Annotated in this window: 12 protein-coding genes, 1 tRNA gene and 1 pseudogene; 11 read left to right on the top strand and 3 right to left on the bottom strand. The window is 37.2% G+C overall.

Going from position 1 to position 17,255, the window contains the following annotated elements:
• Positions 1 to 27: 27 nt before the first annotated feature.
• The 3 genes and pseudogenes from AC5YDH_RS12745 to AC5YDH_RS12735 all read left to right on the top strand — a co-directional run.
• Positions 28 to 369 (top strand): annotated as a pseudogene (locus AC5YDH_RS12745) (GreA/GreB family elongation factor); the annotation flags it as partial.
• A 103-nt stretch (positions 370 to 472) separates the two neighbouring features.
• A tRNA-Ser gene (locus AC5YDH_RS12740) sits at positions 473 to 562 on the top strand.
• 170 nt (positions 563 to 732) lie between these two features.
• A complete protein-coding gene (locus AC5YDH_RS12735) occupies positions 733 to 1,986 on the top strand; it encodes a tyrosine-type recombinase/integrase (protein WP_496120067.1) in 1,254 nt (417 codons plus the stop codon).
• Between the two features lie 29 nt (positions 1,987 to 2,015).
• Here AC5YDH_RS12735 and AC5YDH_RS12730 read toward each other — a convergent pair whose 3' ends face one another.
• Positions 2,016 to 2,282, bottom strand: coding sequence for a helix-turn-helix transcriptional regulator (locus AC5YDH_RS12730; RefSeq protein WP_496120054.1), 267 nt, complete (start codon positions 2,280 to 2,282; stop codon positions 2,016 to 2,018).
• Positions 2,283 to 2,663: 381 nt separating this feature from the next.
• On the opposite strand from AC5YDH_RS12730, the gene AC5YDH_RS12725 reads away from it, so the two are divergent.
• Together AC5YDH_RS12725 and AC5YDH_RS12720 are read left to right on the top strand one after the other, a co-directional pair.
• A complete protein-coding gene (locus AC5YDH_RS12725) occupies positions 2,664 to 3,104 on the top strand; it encodes a hypothetical protein (RefSeq protein WP_496120052.1) in 441 nt (146 codons plus the stop codon).
• 8 nt (positions 3,105 to 3,112) lie between these two features.
• On the top strand, positions 3,113 to 3,544 hold the full coding sequence (locus tag AC5YDH_RS12720) for a hypothetical protein (protein ID WP_496120050.1): 432 nt from the start codon (positions 3,113 to 3,115) through the stop codon (positions 3,542 to 3,544).
• On the opposite strand, the gene AC5YDH_RS12715 is transcribed toward AC5YDH_RS12720, so the two are convergent.
• The gene (locus tag AC5YDH_RS12715) at positions 3,541 to 4,650 is read right to left on the bottom strand and encodes a hypothetical protein (protein ID WP_496120049.1); all 1,110 of its coding nucleotides are present in this window, start codon (positions 4,648 to 4,650) and stop codon (positions 3,541 to 3,543) included. The genes AC5YDH_RS12720 and AC5YDH_RS12715 overlap by 4 nt on opposite strands.
• 139 nt (positions 4,651 to 4,789) lie before the next feature.
• Here AC5YDH_RS12715 and AC5YDH_RS12710 point away from each other — a divergent pair, with 139 nt between their 5' ends.
• The 6 genes from AC5YDH_RS12710 to AC5YDH_RS12685 are packed head-to-tail and all read left to right on the top strand — an operon-like array spanning position 4,790 to position 16,206.
• On the top strand, positions 4,790 to 7,156 hold the full coding sequence (locus AC5YDH_RS12710) for a type I restriction-modification system subunit M (RefSeq protein ID WP_496120047.1): 2,367 nt from the start codon (positions 4,790 to 4,792) through the stop codon (positions 7,154 to 7,156).
• Positions 7,157 to 7,164: 8 nt separating this feature from the next.
• Positions 7,165 to 8,466 carry a restriction endonuclease subunit S gene (locus AC5YDH_RS12705; protein WP_496120045.1) on the top strand — a complete coding sequence of 434 codons (1,302 nt, stop codon included), beginning with the start codon at positions 7,165 to 7,167 and terminating at the stop codon, positions 8,464 to 8,466.
• Between the two features lie 58 nt (positions 8,467 to 8,524).
• Positions 8,525 to 9,703 (top strand): DUF4268 domain-containing protein, encoded by a 1,179-nt coding sequence (locus AC5YDH_RS12700; RefSeq protein WP_496120043.1) that lies wholly within the window; start codon positions 8,525 to 8,527, stop codon positions 9,701 to 9,703.
• Between the two features lie 38 nt (positions 9,704 to 9,741).
• A complete protein-coding gene (locus AC5YDH_RS12695; RefSeq protein WP_496120041.1) occupies positions 9,742 to 11,121 on the top strand; it encodes a DUF262 domain-containing protein in 1,380 nt (459 codons plus the stop codon).
• A 5-nt stretch (positions 11,122 to 11,126) separates the two neighbouring features.
• On the top strand, positions 11,127 to 13,142 hold the full coding sequence (locus AC5YDH_RS12690) for a DUF262 domain-containing protein (RefSeq protein WP_394871785.1): 2,016 nt from the start codon (positions 11,127 to 11,129) through the stop codon (positions 13,140 to 13,142).
• Between the two features lies 1 nt (position 13,143).
• The gene (locus tag AC5YDH_RS12685) at positions 13,144 to 16,206 is read left to right on the top strand and encodes a type I restriction endonuclease subunit R (RefSeq protein WP_496120040.1); all 3,063 of its coding nucleotides are present in this window, start codon (positions 13,144 to 13,146) and stop codon (positions 16,204 to 16,206) included.
• A gap of 671 nt (positions 16,207 to 16,877) precedes the next feature.
• Here AC5YDH_RS12685 and AC5YDH_RS12680 read toward each other — a convergent pair.
• The coding region (locus tag AC5YDH_RS12680) for an IS5 family transposase (RefSeq protein ID WP_496120038.1) at positions 16,878 to 17,255 on the bottom strand (378 nt) is incomplete at its 5' end.

The following is a 17,255-nucleotide window of genomic DNA, read 5'->3' as shown; positions in this document are numbered from 1 at the left end:
ATAGTATGTTTTATATTAGGGTTATAATATCAGTACAATAAACAAATTCTACGTAAGATTGATCGACGTGTTCGTTATCTTGGAAAACGGTTAGAAGAGCTCAAAATTATTGATTACTCACCAGAGCAAGATGGTAAAGTTTTTTTTGGTGCATGGGTCGATATTGAAAATGAAGAAGGTGAGCAAAAAACGCTTAGAATAGTCGGGGTAGATGAAATTTATGATCATCATCCACAACATATTTCTATTGATTCACCCATGGCACGAGCGTTGTTGTCTAAACAAGTTGATGACGAAGTTGAAGTACATACACCTTTAGGTAAAAAGTTGTGGTACGTAAATTCAATTTGCTATGAAAAAAGTGAATAAATAAACGAATTTTCGATTTTTGTTTTTATTTTGAGCATACGAGTTAAAAAATATAGAAAAGTGTTTGCCAAGATTGAATTTTATTTATATGATAGCCGCCATTGGAAGCGTGGCAGAGCGGTTTAATGCACCGGTCTTGAAAACCGACGAGGGTTTACCCCCTCCGTGAGTTCGAATCTCACCGCTTCCGCCAAACAACACTGTCCAACATTGCTTAGCGCAATATAAGCGATTGATTATATTGGTTAAAGTTGGAATATAACGGTACGACACACGTTGACACTTGACGTAAATTGACAGTTATAAAGTAGTAAAAAATGTAGTAAGTTAAAACTTACTACATTTTTTTTTGCGTGGTTTTTTATAATGGCACGTACCCAAAATAAGCTCACAGCGCTACAAATTAAAAAACTTAAGCCTGATCCTCAAAAAAGTATAAAGATAGGTGATGGCGGAAATCTCTACTTTCGTGTTGATCCGAATGGCAGTCGGTATTGGATATTTAATTACACCCGACCGTATACGGGCAAGCGCAATGAAGTATCCTTGGGCACGTATCCCGAAATCTCTTTAGAAGATGCACGTAGAATTAGAGATGAATACAAGGCGCTTATTCAGAAGGGGGTTGATCCAACGGCACAACGTTTACAAGCCAAACACCAACGCCGACATGAAATAGAAAATACCTTTGCTGTGATTGCATCTAAATGGCTAGACAAGCGAAAAGTAGAACAAAAGCAGGACAGCGAAACAATCCGTCGCTTAGAACATGATGCACTGCCATATATAGGCAAGTTGAGCTTTGATCAACTAACATCAGAGTTATTAGAGGATCGGGTATTTCAGCCTATTCTTGAGAGAGAGGCTTATGCTGTTGCTAAAAGGTTAAAGTCAGACTTAAATCAGATCTTCAAATTTGCTAGAAAAAGAAAACTCATTACTTACAATCCGATTGAAGATATTGAGTTACCAACACCACCGAAAAATAACCATAAAGCAATTACTAAATCGCGTGACTTGGGACCATTGATCAAAACTGTATGGCGATATGGTGAGTTACATCCTAGAAGCTTAATCACGACTCAAATTGCAATAAAACTATCACTATTAATTTTTCAAAGACCTGGAGAGATTCGGCAACTCAAAAAATCTCATTATGATAGGGAAAAGCGTTATTTAATGTTTATTGCGAGCAAAACCAAGCAAGAGCACATCGTTCCACTGTCAACGCAAGCAATCGAGTTACTTGACTCGATTATGAATCTTTACCCTGATAATGAATATATTTTTGTTGGACGTGATGGTAAAGGGTTTATTTCAGAAAATACTATGAATAAAGCATTGGAACGAATGGGATTTGCTGGAAAGCATACAGCACATGGTTCACGTGCTACAGCAAGGACGTTAATCGCTGAGATTTTTGAGCAGCCAGCAGAACATATTGAGCTTCAATTAGCGCATAGAGTGGCAGATCCTAATGGTACTGCTTATAACAGAACAAGATTTCTAAAGCGCCGAAGAGAAATGATGCAGAAATGGGCGGATTATTTGTATGATCTTATAAACGATAGACAGATTGAGACAACACTATTCCAAACAGATTTAAGCCTGTCATGAGACAGGCTTTAAGGGAAATAAAATAGTCGCTATGCAGCTCTATTTTTGCTTGCTAACCATTCATTGATTTGATTCTCAGACCATGTTGGCATACTTGCCGTAATATAAGTCGGAGCAGGGAAGTCTCCATGTTTTATGAGCTTCCAAAGCATGGACTCTGAAATGTTGAGTAAGCCAGTGGTTGCATCACGATGGGAGAGAGTTCGTGTGCGACCAGAACGATCTACATAGACCTTACCAGCACGTGCTGGATAGTTTACGAGATCTTTCACTCGATAAAGTTTTGCAATAGACATTTTCTGTCTACTCCTTATTTTTATAATTAAGCAAGATTGCTTAATAAAGAGCTTAGCAAAATAAAAAAAAAGACAATCGTAAAAGTTAAAAAAATAGATTTTTTTCGATATTTTTTTGTGATTAATAAAAATAATGTTTCAGATGAAATTAAATCACTCATAAAAGAATAATATTTGTTTATTTTTCAACCTATTTTGACTGGTTTTCGGCAAAATCACAAAAATACTTCTTCCATAATGAATCTATCAGCTCGATATGAAGCTGAATCTACATGAACGAAGGAGAACATAATGAGTAAAGCAGGCTGGCCAAGTACAACAGGGAATCCTTCTGGCGGTGGTCGAGATAACAATCCACCACGTAAGTAAGGAGTACAACAGATGCACTTAAGATTACAGGTTTCAGGCCCCAAAGGCGTCGGGCTTTTTTCTCCTGAAACCCTTGATGAATTAGAAGCAATGTTAGGGCATAAAGCTATTGTCTTAAAGGAACCTCGAGCACAATTAGGACTCGGTGGTGTTGTGAATGTATTTAAGACGGCACAGTCTTTGAATATGCATTTAGACATTGGTGATAAAGATGATTCATGGGATTTTCTGTTATTGCCTTATCAGCCTTTTGATAAATCAGTTTTGAAAATTTATAAGAATGATGCACTTTGGAAAATCAGACGTAGTCATGAAACTTTCCCAAGATGGTCACAAGTGGATTATGAAGAAGCTGTAGAGTTCTTTAATGAGATTTCTCAAGTCGCTGGCTGGCCTAGTGCCACAGGAAACTCGTTAGGTACTGGTCGTGATAATAATTCTTCACTTAAATGAGAGATCGTATGAAGATTAAATTATTGGTCTCTGAAGCAAATGGCAAATATTTGTATGAACCTAAAACTGTTGCTGAACTTGAGCATATCTTAGGTGCGCCGGTTGTGCTTTTAAAAAAGCCAATCTACGCATTGGGGCTTGGCTGTGTGATTAATGTGTTTAGAACAGTTCAAGCTTTAAATATTAGGCTTGAGGTTGGTACAGAAAAGGATGATTGGAGTTTTATCATACGTCCTGAGCATAGCTTTAACCCTAGCATGGGGCGTGCTTTTGAAGACAATGCTTGGCGCCAGATTAGAAAATCACATATTGACTATCCTTTATGGTCACAGATTGATTATGAAGACGCCGTAGCTTTCTTTGAGGAGTTCCGCTTTGGAGGAGGTTGGCCGAGTAAAACAGGCAACCCCTCGGGTTCAGGTCGCTACAACAATGTTTAAGTAATCTTAGCGATCTCATTAAACTGCCGAGGCCACTGAAAAGAGGCCTTTTTGCCATTGGAAACATAGAACATTTTCCATAAATCCATAAACTCACGAGTAGCGCTGAGTCCCTGTAAAACCTCAGGAGAATTTGTTTTCTGTGCTTCGTAGACTAGGAATTGGAAGTAGTAGATGAGCCACAGTGCGTTCATATCGTTGAAGGCTACGAAATCCTCATCGTTGATGGTTCGTGAAAGTAGAAAACGAGCATTCGATTCTGCAACTTTTTCATAGTTTTCATCGCTAAAGAAATCACTCATATCAGAAGCTAATTTAAAAAATAGATCAATATCGGTTAAGTAGCAAAAGCGATCCTCAGCTCTCATTTTCTTAATCAGTTGACGTATTTTTTTTATATTTGGGTGGTCTCCATTTTCATCTATTTCATCTTGATCTTCAAACAATGTGTCAATGGGATAACTGTCTAGTGCGCTCATTGAAGGTACTTCGTCTAAAGGTTTTTTTACTGATAGTGAAGTCACTAAATAGTAGAGAAATTCTGAAAAACTATTCGAGGGGCTATAACGCTTTTTTTTGTTTTTAAATCGAAATTTAAATAACTGAGTAAAGCACAATGGTTCAAATTTACTGTCTAAGGTGATGATCGTATCAAGATGAATTAAGAGCTGGATAACGAGACAGGAGGGCTGTTTCATTTGCTCAAGGGATAGATGTACTTGGTTATGTCCTGTGACAACAATGCTCTGAATAAATTGATGCAACTCAGCAATACTTTGCTCTGAAAAACCAGTCAGTTCCGCTTGGTCGAATAGTGCAACATGCTTATTCCAATTTTGATACATCTCATTTTGCAAAGGGTAGAGCGATAGGCATTTCAAAATATACGCAAATGTGATCTGGATATTTTCACCCTGATCAACCACTTGACTGGAGTTGCTATCTAAAATATCTAACCCAAGAGCTTCACAAAGCATGCCCTTTAATTCAAAAGGTGCAAGTTCTTCATTAATCTGACTTGCTTTTTTAACCAGTTGTTCTAAATTTCCTTCAAGCTGTCTATCAAACTTATTGAGTATTGAATAATAAAACTGTGTTAAATCCACAAGATATCCTTTATTTTCTGGAAATTTTATGAGACAAGATTTGGTGTATAAGCCTAAAGAATCCACTATATAGTCTGCCGAATTACTTGAAAATAGTGTTAAATACAAACTTTAAAAATAATGTTTTATTTGGGTTCCTATGGATCATTCAGTACATAACAAATTGGTTTCATTTATCTGGTCTATCGCTGATGATTGTCTTCGAGATGTCTATGTACGTGGTAAATATCGTGATGTGATTTTGCCGATGGTGGTATTACGCCGTTTGGATACTTTATTAGAGCCGACTAAAGATGCAGTACTCGAAGAAGTACGCTATCAACAAGTTGAAATGGAACTCACTGAGTTTGATGATGAGCCACTCAAAGAAGCATCAGGCTATGTGTTTTATAACACTTCTAAATGGACATTGCGTTCGCTGTATACCGCAGCATCAAACAACCCTGAAATTTTATTGGCAAACTTTGAAGAGTATTTAGAAGGTTTTAGCGACAACGTTAAAGAAATTATTCAGTGCTTTAACCTGTACACTCAAATCCGCCACATGTCACATAAAAATGTGCTGTTAGATGTGGTCGAGAAGTTCTTATCACCATACATTAACTTAACCCCTGAAGATGCTGTCGACCCAGATGGCTACCGTTTACCTGCATTGACCAACTTAGGCATGGGTTATGTCTTTGAAGAATTGATTCGTAAATTTAACGAAGAAAATAATGAAGAGGCCGGTGAACACTTTACCCCGCGTGAAGTGATTGAGTTAATGACGCATTTTGTCTTTGACCCAATCCAAGAAAAGTTACCGTTAACGATTACGGTATATGATCCAGCATGTGGTTCGGGCGGGATGTTGACTGAAGCACAAAACTTTATTGAAGAGCGTTATAGCGTTGAAGATAGCAACCGTGACGTGATTTTGTATGGTAAAGAGATCAATGACGAGACTTATGCAATCTGTAAGTCAGACATGATGATCAAGGGCAATAACCCTGAAAATATTCGTGTTGGTTCAACACTGACCACAGATGAGTTTGTCGGCACCAAGTTTGACTTCATGCTCTCAAACCCGCCGTATGGTAAGAGCTGGGCATCTGAGCAAAAGCATATTAAAGATGGTTCAGATGTCATTGATCCACGTTTCATCGTGAAATTAAAAGACTATTGGGGTAATGAAGAAAGCTGTGATGCTACACCACGTTCAAGCGATGGTCAGCTTCTATTCCTCATGGAAATGGTTAATAAGATGAAATCGCCTGAGCATAACGGCATTGGCGGTCGTATTGCTTCCGTTCATAATGGTTCAAGCTTATTTACTGGTGATGCAGGTGGCGGTGAAAGTAATATTCGTCGTTATATCATCGAAAATGACTTATTGAATGCGATTGTGCAGTTACCCAATAACTTGTTCTATAACACAGGTATTACGACTTATATTTGGTTGTTGTCGAATAACAAACCACAACAGCGTAAAGGCAAAGTACAACTGATTGATGCAAGTTTGATGTTCCGTAAGTTGCGTAAAAACTTAGGCAATAAAAACTGTGAATTTGCGCCTGAACATATTACTGAAATTATGCAGACTTACCTTGCAGGTCAAGATGTAGAGCGTCAGCTTGATGCGAAAAATGATCCTATTGGTATTGCAAGCAAGGTGTTTGATAACCAAGACTTTGGTTATTACAAAGTTAATATTGAGCGTCCAGACCGCCGTAGTGCACAGTTTAGTGCAGAGCGTTTACAGGGATTACGTTTTGATAAGTCGCTGTCTGAGCCAATGGAATATATGTATAGCACCTATGGCGATGACATTTATACCGAAGCGAAGCTTGATGCTGTGAAAAAAGATGTCTTGGCATGGTGTGAAGCGCAAGAGATTACCCTGAACAATAAAGCCCAAGCCAAGCTATTTGATGTGAAGTATTGGAATGCTTTAAAAACAGCGTTGGATAATGCATTAAGTATCATGCAACAAGTCGGTACAGATGAGTTTTCAGACTTTAATCTGTTTAAGAAAAAAGTCGATGAAGCGATTAAAGCGTTAAAGATTAAGCTGTCGAATTCTGAAAAGAATAACATTTTAAATGCGGTGAGTTGGTATGACGAAAACGCAGAAAAAGTGGTGAAAAAAGTCGTGAAGCTGAATGACGCTGAGCTTGCTGACTTAGTTGCACACTTGGGTTGTACAGAAGCGGATTTGGCTGACTTTGGCTATTATGCAACGGCGAAAAAAGGCGAGTTCACCACCTATGAAAGCAATAGCGATTTGCGTGATAGTGAATCTGTACCGTTAAAACAGCAGATTCATCAGTATTTGTTAGATGAAGTGAAACCGCATGTGGCTGAAGCGTGGATTAATCTGGATTCTGTAAAAATTGGTTATGAAATTAGCTTTAATAAATACTTCTACCAGCATAAGCCTTTACGTTCTTTAGAAGAGGTGGCTCAGGATATTTTAAGTCTTGAGAAACAAGCCGATGGTTTGATTGCTCAGATTTTGGGTCTTTAAGGGGAAGCATGATGTTTGAAAAATATGATGCTTATAAAGATTCAGGCGATAAATGGATTGGGGAGATTCCTACAGATTGGTTTAATGAAAGACTAGGGACGATCTTAGAGCCAATTTCAATTAAGGGTAATGCTGATAAAGACTTACTCTCGATTACTCGTGAGAAAGGCGTAATCCTAAGAGATGTCGAAGATGATTCGGAAAATCATAACTTCATTCCTGACGATTTAAGTAATTACAAACTGATTAAAAAAGGTCAGTTTGGTATGAATAAAATGAAAGCATGGCAAGGTTCATATGGTGTATCACCATATACAGGTATTGTCAGTCCTGCTTACTATATTTTTAGATTCATTAAGCCAATTTACCCTGATTTTTTTCATTGGGCGATAAGAAGTAAGACGTATATTTCTTTTTTTGGAAGTGCATCTGATGGTGTTCGTATTGGTCAATGGGATCTATCAAAAGATAGAATGAAAAATATTCCATTTGTGTTTCCTGATATTGACTCACAAAAGAAGATTGTTGAATTTATCAAAGATAAAGCGGGAAAAATCGACCAAGCGATCGCGATTAAAGAACAGCAAATTACTTTACTGAATGAACGTAAACAAATTGTCATTCAAAAAGCAGTCACTCAAGGTTTAGATCCAAATGTACCGATGAAAGATTCGGGTGTGGAGTGGATTGGTCAAATTCCTGAGCATTGGCTATATGAGCCCATAAAGTATTCTTTAAAAGGCATTGTAGATTGTGAGCATAAAACAGCTCCTTTCGTTGATGAACCAAAGTTTTTTGTAATTAGGACGTCTAATGTCAAAAATGGGAAACTGGTTTATGATGATGCGAAATACACACATGAAAAAGGCTACAATGAGTGGACTAGAAGAGGTGTCCCAACTCCAGGTGATGTTTTATTGACAAGAGAGGCACCAGCTGGAGAAGCATGCTTGGTTCCTCATGATCAAAAGGTATGTCTAGGACAACGTATGGTGTGGTTAAAAATAAACAATGAAAGAATGCTTTCACAGTTTATACTTTATTTAATCTATTCAAATGTTGTTAGGACTTATATTGATTTTCTATCGGCAGGTTCAACTGTATTACATTTCAATATGGCTGATATTCAGAATATTCCAGTATTGATACCACCATTAGAAGAACAAAAACATATTGTCCAATATTTAGACAAAATTGAATCTGAAATTAATGATTCTAGTGAAATAATTAAATCGCAAATAGCTAAACTGAAAGAATATAAAACCACACTCATTAATGATGCTGTTACAGGCAAAATTAAAGTGGCATAAAAACTCAAACCTAGCGAACTTCGGTTGGCTAGGTTTTTTTAATATTTCGGGGGGGAATATGAGCTTATATACAGTAGACACAGCCAATAAAAAACTAAAACCGCTAGACATCACACAACTGAAACAACATAACCTGACAGAGCGTTATGACTTACAAGAATGGTTGGTGAGCCACCCTGAAGCATTGGGTGAAGAACTGCTGATTATCCAAAAAGAATTTGATGGCTTTGATGGCACAGGTGAACGCTTAGACCTTTTGGCATTAGACACCAAAGGACAGCTTGTACTGATTGAAAATAAACGTGATGACAGTGGACGTGACGCCGTGTGGCAGGCACTTAAGTATGCGTCTTATGTTGCGCCATTTACCTCAGATGACATTGAAGATGTCTTTGCAAAGTATCTATTTAAGAATAGACCAAGTTATCCCGACTTAGATCTGAATGCGTTTGATGTAGATCAAGTTAAAAACACCGCCAAAATACTGATTGAACGCTTTTTAGAAGAAAATCAAGAAATGGGTGTGGCAATTACCACCTTAAACCCAAGGAATAGTCAACGAATTATTTTGGTGGCAGGTGAGTTTCGTAAGGAAGTGACCAATACAGCATTGTGGTTACTTGACCGTAAGATTGATGTGAAATGCGTGAAGGTATCGCCTTATAAACTAGACGAACAATTGTTAGTAGATATTCAACAAATTATTCCTGTCCCTGAAGCATCAGAATATATGGTTCGACTTACCCGTAAGGAAGATGAAGAAACCATTGCCAAAGTAAAACAAGCAGATCATACCGATATCCGTTACCAATATTGGGAACAATTGCTCGCTCATTTCGCTCAAAGTGACAATTCGCTTTATAACAACATTAGCCCCAAGACCGATCATTGGCTCAGTTCAGCAACGGGTATTTCTCAATGCAACTACCATCTGATTTTATTGCAGAAAGCGATACGGGTAGATATTGAATTTGCTCGAAAGGACGCCGTAGAAAACAAACAGCTTTTTGACTTTTTCTACGAGCGTAAAGAAGAGATTGAGCAAAAATTTGGTCAGCCTTTAGAGTGGCTGAGATTAGATGCTAAGAAATCATCTCGTATTGAATTTCTTTTATACACTGATGGTCACAATCAAGACTTATGGCAAAGTCATATCGCATGGCACTTGGAACATATACAAAAGCTTGAACAAGCATTTAAGCCATATATGAATGAAGCGTATCAAGTGATTAAGTAAAAAAGCATAGATCTAAAAAATAAAATTGGGGGTAGGTTGTGTCAGAAAAACAAGGGTTGATTAAAGTGGCTGTGTGCAATGTGGCACAGTTGCTCAGTGGTAAACGCATTAAAACAGAAAATCAAAGATATATTCAGGGGCAATTGAGCATTCCTGAGTATCAGCGCCCCTATGTGTGGGGTGAAAAGCAAATTGATAAACTGATTGAAGACCTTAAAGATCATCAAGAACAATTTACTGACAGCCCTTATTATCTTGGAAGTGTGATCTTACATGAACAAGATGGATATTTAAATATTATTGATGGGCAACAGCGCTTAACTACACTTGCTTTACTGGGCTATCTAAATGCTGAGCTTGATGATGTATCACTCACTTATCAAGCAAGTTTGAGTATTCAGCATATAAAGCAAAATTTACAGTACCTTGAAAAAAATCGGAGTAAATGGGAAGACTACATAAACTTTGAAAGTATTGTTGTATCACTTGTAGTCACTGAATCTGAAGATGATGCTTATAAGTTTTTTGAAACACAAAACACAGGTGGGGTAAGGCTCACAGGACCAGATATTATTAAAGCGCATCATTTGAGAGCTGTACCTGTCGATTATAGAAATCATTATGCGAAAGAATGGGAAGATTTAGGTGAGTTACAAGGCATAGTCATGACGCTATTAAGAGGGCGTTATTGGCATAGTCTGAAAGGACGAACAGTGCCTTTTTATCAAGAAAAACAAAAAATTCGAGATGAAGTAGTTGAGGAGTTTGCCAACCGAACCCTAAAACATCAAGACGATGTTGCTTATGGTCTTATGCGTGTGACATATACACCTATGACGAAACAAACAAAGCAGGATTTACAAAATAGTTACCAGCTTAGACAGCCGTTAAATGAAGGCATCAATAGTATTTCCTATATGGAATACTTTCAAGATTTATACCTTAATTACTATAAAGATTTAAAAATCATTTGCTTACCAGAGTATTCTAAGTTTATTCAGTGGTTAAAAGAACTAGAAGGTTGTCGTTTCCTAGAAGAGCTATTTGTTACTGGGCTGATGTTATACATCAGTCAATTCGGTGAATATAAGCTTGATGTCTTTGCTAAGAAGCTGTTTAGAGTGGTCTATTCAAAACGTGTCAGCAATAAAAAAGCAGTAAGGGCAGATTCTATTCCAGAGTTTTTAAGGGAACATAAAGTCTTAGATCAGATCGCTTATAGTTTTACGCCAGAGCAAGTATTTGAAGGTTTAGATTGCTTTAATTTAACAGTGGATCCGGATGGACTGAATGAAAACACGGTCAAAAGACATTTTGTTGAAGAAACAAATAGACACTTTGAGCTAGGAATAAAACAAGCTGAATATGCTGAAAAATTTGCAGATCAGTTGACTCAAACGATACGGAATTTGGGGTAATAAGAATGAATCAAGCAGTAAATACAGAGCTTTTATGTTTAAAGCACGTTGTAGATGAGAACTATCAATTCGTTATCCCTAGCTATCAACGTCCGTATGTATGGAGTTCAATTCATATCGAAGATCTGCTCAATGATATTGAGGAAGCATTCAAAAATGATGAACCTCACTATTTTATTGGTACAACATTGTCATCCAAAAAAGATCTTTCAACTTATGAATTAATAGATGGGCAACAGCGTACAACAACATTGATGTTATTTGCCTTGGCTTGCCATGATTACAAAGATTCAGTTTTAAAAGGGCATCCGATACTCATAGTCTCAACTTACGCTAAAAAGCCAAGATTGCATTTTGAGATTCGGGAAAGAATTGAATCCTATTTAGGTTCTCAAGCAGGGCTTGATGGATTTGGTCAGCCATCGCAAGATCAATTGGCTGAAGACGCTTATTTAAAACATATACATGCAGGTCTTGAGTACATAAAACAAAGACTTCACAAAATAAGTCAAAGTAAGTTGGATCTTAGGGAATTTATAGACTACATTTTTGAAAATGTAAGATGGATTAATAACATTATCCCGGAAAAGACTGATTTGAATAAACTGTTCTCGAGTATGAATACTTCGGGAATACAGTTAGAGCCAGTGGATATTCTGAAATCCAAAATTTTTAAAAAAATTACGAAGAATAAGAAGCTTTATGAGGCAATTTGGGATGCTTGTCAAAATATGAATACATATTTTGAACGGGTGTTACGTAAAAAGATTGAAGCTTCATCATGGAATAAATTGAGTTATGAGGATCTTGAGCACTATGATGCAGAAAGCATGGTGTTTGAGGTTGAATCTGAAAGTTCTAAAAAGTCATTTTTGAAAGGTTTATCTATTCAAGAGATAGATAGTAAACGTAATATTTCAAATTATGAAAATGATAGTGAAAAAGAAACAGAACATGAAGATCAGATAGAAGCAGATATTCCGGAGGAAAGTAAAAATCATTGTCGATCTTTTATTAGCTTCGAGTTGTTATTAATTCATGCATTGCGTATCTACAAAGTGTTAAACGATGAGAATGATATTGAAGAGCGTTTGATTGCTTCAAATTTACAAAAGATTTTTAAAGACTTTGTAATTCAAGCCAGTGAGAAAGAGATAAAAGATTTTTTAGATGTATTATGGCAAGTGCGATATCAATTTGATACGTGGTGTGTGAAGTGGCTAGAGAATGAAGATAGTGGTGGTGAGGAATTACGTTTAACTTCGATAAATCGACAGAAAAAGAAAGAAGCTAAAAAAGCATATTTTAATAGGACAAAGAAAGAACATTCTGCTTTAGAGCTTTTACAAAGTGTGCGAATTTTTACAGGTGAACGTAGTGCTCAGTATTGGTTAACGCCATTTTTAATTGGTTTAATAAATGCTGATTCTTCTTTAGACCAAGATGATGTCGTTGAGTGGTTAGAGAAAATTGATAATGATTTATCTTTGGCAGTAGATGACATCACTCAAAAAGTAGCGAGTTATCAACTTTGTCTTGAGGATGAAATAGGAACAAAAGACTGGCAAGAGCTCCAAGACTATCTAGAAAGTCAAAAAGGGACTTCTTTTGAACATTACTGGTTCCAAAAATTAGAATATGTTTTATGGAAAAACTATGGTCGTCGTACGGAGAAAAAATTTAGAAACTATCGTATCACTGCAAAAAACTCAGTAGAGCATGTACATCCACAAAATGAGAGATTTGGGGCTGTATTGACGGAGTCATATTTGCATGCTTTTGGCAATTTGGTTTTACTCAGTCCAGGACAAAACTCAGAATATAGTAATAAGCCTGTGACGGTTAAATTGGCAGAATTTGAGAGAAAGCCATCATATGATTCGTTAAAGCTTAAATATTTATTTGATACTTTTAAGAAATCAGAAAGTAAAAATTTAACTAAGTCAGTTATTCAGATGCATCAAGATCGAATGATTGAGTTGCTAAAAATGCATTATTGTGGGGTTGAGGGTAATAAATAAAATGGTCAGTTTAACCAATGAACGTGCTTTAGAAATGGCAATTGAAAAAGCGCTGACTGGAACATGCCTCGAAAATATCAAAACAGGTTTAACCGATATTTCTCTACCTCATCATGGCTTTGTATCAGGTTCACCTGCAAATTTTGACATGTTGTATGCCTTAGATACCCAATATTTCTGGCAGTTCTTAGAACAAACACAAGCTGATGAACTGGCAAAGATTCAAAAATTTAATCCACACGATTGGCAACGTAAAATCTATGAACGCTTTGATCGAATGATCCGTAAGCATGGGGTAGTTCATCTACTGAAAAAAGGTCTCGCCGTAGATCAAGCACACTTTCAATTGATGTACCCAGCACCGTTGGCAAGTAGTTCTCAGAAGATTAAAGATCGCTTCAAGCAGAACATTTTCAGTGTGACTCGCCAATTACGTTACTCAAAAGCCAATCCATTACAAGAAATTGATATGGCGGTATTTGTAAATGGTATTCCCATTATTACCTTTGAATTAAAGAATGAATGGACAGGGCAAAATGCTCGTCATCATGGACAGAAGCAATATAAACAAGATCGAGATATTACACAGCCCTTATTGAGCTTTGCTCGTTGTATCGTGCATATGGTTGTAGATACCGATGAAGTCTATATGACCACGAAGCTTGCTGGAGCGAATACCTTTTTCTTACCGTTTAACAAGGGACATAATGCAGGTGCAGGCAATCCACCAAATGCAGAGGGGCATAAAACAGCATATCTTTGGAAAGAACTCCTTTCAAAAGAAAGTCTGGCGAATATCATTCAGCACTTCGTACGACTAGATGGTGATGAGAAAACCTTGCTAGATAAAAGGAATCTTTATTTCCCACGCTATCACCAGCTCAGTGTAGTACGCCGTCTGATTGATCATGTCTCAGCCAATGGTGTCGGAAAGACCTATCTGATTCAGCATTCGGCAGGCTCAGGTAAGTCAAATTCGATTACATGGGCGGCATTTCAGTTGATCGAAGCTTACCCTGCAGAAAAAGATATTGCAGGAAGCCGAGGGCTAGAACACCCATTATTTGATTCAGTCATTGTAGTGACTGATCGCCGTATTCTTGATAAACAGCTTAAAGAGAACATTAAGGAGTTTTCTGAGGTCAAGAATATTATGGCACATGCCCATAAGTCATCAGAGCTGAAATCTGCTTTAGAAAATGGCAAAAAAATTATCATTACCACGATCCAAAAATTCCCTTTCATTATTGATGGGATTGCAGATTTAAGTGATAAGCGTTTTGCTGTGATCATTGATGAAGCACATAGTTCTCAGTCAGGTGTTGCTCATGACAAAATGAATGAAGTTATGGGTAAGGCAAATGAAGATAGTGATGGCGTAGATGCGCAAGACAAAATCCTAAGTGCGATGTTGGCACGTAAGATGAAAGGAAATGCATCTTATTTTGCTTTTACTGCAACGCCAAAGAACACGACATTAGAAAAGTTTGGTGAAAAGCAAGCTGATGGCTCATTTAAACCTTTCGATTTGTATTCGATGAAACAAGCGATTGAGGAAGGGTTTATTTTAGATGTCTTGTCAAATTACACGACATATAAGAGCTTCTATGAAATTGAGAAATCAATTCTAGAGAACCCGTTATTCGATACGAAGAAAGCACAGAAAACCTTACGCAGCTATGTCGAGAAAACCCAACAGACCATTGATATCAAAGCTGAAGTAATGTTGGATCATTTCATTCAACATGTGGTAAATAGCAAAAAATTAAAAGGCAAAGCTAAAGGGATGATTGTAACTCAAAATATTGAGTCTGCAATCCGTTATTACAAAGCGATTGATCGTCTGCTTGAGCAAGCAGGCTATCCATTTAAAGCCATCATTGCTTTCTCTGGTGAGAAGAAAGTGGATGGTATTGAATATACAGAAGCAATTATCAACGGATTCTCTGATAATGACACTAAAGATATGTTCGATCGTGGTTATGTCGGTGACAAGAAGCCTGTAGGTGTGAATGAAGATCAATATCGCTTACTGATTGTTGCCAATAAATACCTAACAGGCTTCGATCAACCGAAGCTATGTACGATGTACGTTGATAAAAAGTTGGCTGATGTACTATGCGTACAAGCACTGTCTCGTTTAAACCGCTCAGCACCTAAATTAGGGAAGAGAACGGAAGATCTATTTGTGCTCGATTTCTTCAATGAAATAGAAGATATCAAGCAGTCATTTGATCGTTTCTACACATCGACTACTTTGTCACAAGCGACCGATATTAATGTACTCAATGAACTAAAAGATGAGTTGGATACCGTTGGAGTATATGAATCTACTGAAGTGGAGGATTTCGCTACGAAGTATTTCGATTCAGTAAATGCAGAAAAATTAAGTCCGATAATTGACACTGCTGTTGTACGATTTAATGTTGAGTTAGAACTTAGTCCTGAAGATAAAGCTGATTTCAAAATCAAGGCAAAGCAGTTTGTTAAGATTTATGGTCAGATGGCATCAATCTTGCCATATGAAGTTCCAGCTTGGGAGAAGTTGTATTGGTTCTTAAAGTTTTTGATTCCGAAGCTCAAAATTGAAGATCCAGAAGCAGATGCTTTAGATGAATTACTCAACTCAGTTGATTTAAACTCCTATGGTTTACAGCGTAAAAGACTGAATGAACAAATTGCTTTAGATGCTGAAGAAACGATTCTAGATCCTACTAATCCGAATCCTCGTGGTGCCCATGGTGGTGAAACGGACGAAGATCCATTAGATAAAATTATTAATACGTTTAATGAACGCTGGTTTGGTGGTTGGGCAGCAACGCCTGAAGAGCAAAAAGTAAAATTTGTGAATATCTTAAAACAGATTAAGGCACATACTGATTTTGAGAGTAAGTACTTGAATAACCCTGATCCGCATACCAAGGATTTGGCCTTTGATAAGATTATGAATGAAGTGATGTTACGTCAAAGAAAAATTGATATGGATATGTACAAGCAATATTCAAAAGATACTGCATTTAGAATGTCTTGGAAATATAGCTTGCAACAGGGTGTAATGCGATAAGGAGAATATATGTGGGACTGGATACAAGGGGAGTTTTATACTTTCCTGATGGTTTTGGAGCGTTATCCAAGAGTTTGGATATTCCCTTGTATTTTTTTCCTATTTTGTCTTGGTCTTATAACATGGTTTAATTATCAACTAGGTCATTACTTTGAGACACGAAATGTGACGCAGATGACACCTTTTTTAGATCAATTCATTGTGGATTTTTACGATAAAATTCGTGGGAAATTGGTGAATCGGTATTTGATACTAGGGACACTTATATTGTTCTTTATAGGTTATTTGAAGTATAGAAAGAGAATACATTACTAGATATTTTGATTAATCGCTATTACGTAAAAATTATAAGAAAATTGACTGTTATTATCTTTAAATACAATATCATTCAGCAAGCCTACCTGTAGCTACAAAAATCAATCCTACGGATTACTTTTTGGTACGCAACAGGGCTTGTCAGGGGCGACCCCCTGAACCCCAAACATAACTGATTAAATTTAGGGCAGGAACGGTAATCCTCCCATAAATAACCGAAGTTAAAAGTAGAGGTTAAGCAGCCATTAGAGGTGGCTTTCCTTTGTTAGCTTGATGTGGTCTTTCATGGTTGTAATGCCACAACCAGTTTGTTGCACAAAGATTTGAAATGTAAAGCGCCCCTAATTGAGCTAAATTTAAGGCGTAACTTGGGTAAGTGGTCGACCTAATTCCGTAAATCTGTTAAGGACTGCTACACGTGCATGGATCTCATTCACTTGGCTATCAAAACTCCTTGCACTGAGTTTATCTCCTAATAATTTGATGCAATGCATCTTAGTTTCAACCAAACTTCGCCGATGATAGCCTGACCATTTTTTCCATAGTGTCCTGCCTAAACGTTTAATTGTTCGAAGTAATTCATTTCGCTCTAGCGAGCTACTCTTTGTATCTTTCCATGGTTTCGCATTTTTTCTAGGTGGAATCACCGCATGCCCTTGCCGATCTGCAATGACCTGACGGCATTGCTTGGTGTCATAAGCTCCATCGGTATAAACAGAGTCAATCTGCTCATC

The organism is Acinetobacter sp. FY683 (assembly GCF_059515885.1).
Note: the sequence above shows the minus strand (reverse complement) of the source record. Positions and strands in the feature narration are given on the sequence as shown.